The organism is Neptuniibacter marinus (assembly GCF_001597725.1).
GTDB lineage: Bacteria > Pseudomonadota > Gammaproteobacteria > Pseudomonadales > Balneatricaceae > Neptuniibacter > Neptuniibacter marinus.
Map to the genome: position 1 here is coordinate 1 of NZ_LUTR01000047.1, position 1,177 is coordinate 1,177.

Below are 1,177 nucleotides of genomic sequence, written 5' to 3' on the forward strand. Positions count from 1 at the left end.
TGCTGTCCCATAGTTTTGGATGGTAAATGAAAAAGCCTGAGATCCACTGGTAAACTGTTGTTACCACACACCAGTTAAACCAAAGGACTCAGGCTTTGTCACATCATAACACCGCTTTTCATCAGTTGCTGCAACCTCTGCCGAGACATGAATTCGAGGCGCTTGCAAAACAACATCACCAGGGGCAAAAATTACGTTCAGCATCTCGCTGGGATCAGTTCATTGGGATGTCCATGTCACAACTTTCTGGCCGTCAAAGCCTGCGTGATATTGAATCCAGTCTACGCAGCCAGCAGCACAAGCTTTATCATCTGGGCGCCAAACCCATCGCCAGAACAACATTAGCTCGCCTGAACGAAAAACAACCCGCTGAACTTTATGAAGCTGTATTTTATAAACTACTACAGCGCTGTTCATTAAGGGATAATAACCATAAGTTCCGCTTTAAAAACCCTCTCTATTCATTAGATGCCAGCGTGATCGACCTGTCTCTCAAGCTCTTTCCATGGGCACAGTGCCACCAAACTAAAGCGGCTATGAAACTACATGTCGGGTTGAATAACGCCTCACTCATTCCTGAGTTTACTGCCCTCAGCCACGGGCTGGAAAGCGAGCTAATCAAAGGCCGTCAGTTCCGTTTTCCGAAAGGCAGTATTGTTGCATTTGATAAGGGGTATAACGACTACAGCTGGTATGGATTACTGTCAAAACAAGAAGTTAGCTTCGTGACTCGCTTAAGACCCAATGCGGTCTATGAGGTTATCGAACACCATCAAAGCGCAGGTGTTGATTATGACCAGAGTATTAGGCTAACCAGTCAGCACGCCCAAAAACAAGGCGCGCCCAAGTTGCGCCTAGTGGGATTTACCTGCCCTGAAACCAAGCGACAGTATCGTTTTATAACTAATAACTTCAAATTAGCTGCCAGCACAATTGCGGCTATTTATAAAGACCGTTGGCAGGTGGAATTGTTCTTCAAAGCGATTAAGCAAAACCTGAAAATTAAAGCATTTTTAGGTAGTTCCCAAAATGCAGTCATGACGCAGATCTGGATCGCAATGATCAGCTATCTCTTGTTAGCGTATGCGCGGCACTGTGCGAAAAAGGGGTGGACCGTACAGAGAGTAATGCGGATTCTTCAACTAAGCTTATTTGAACGAAAAGCTCTGAAAGAGTT

General features: G+C 45.3%; 1 protein-coding gene. It reads left to right on the plus strand.

What is annotated here, in order from left to right; genetic code table 11:
- Positions 1–95 precede the first annotated feature (95 nt).
- The coding region (locus tag A3774_RS15955) for an IS4 family transposase (RefSeq protein WP_067870030.1) at positions 96–1,177 on the plus strand (1,082 nt) is incomplete at its 3' end.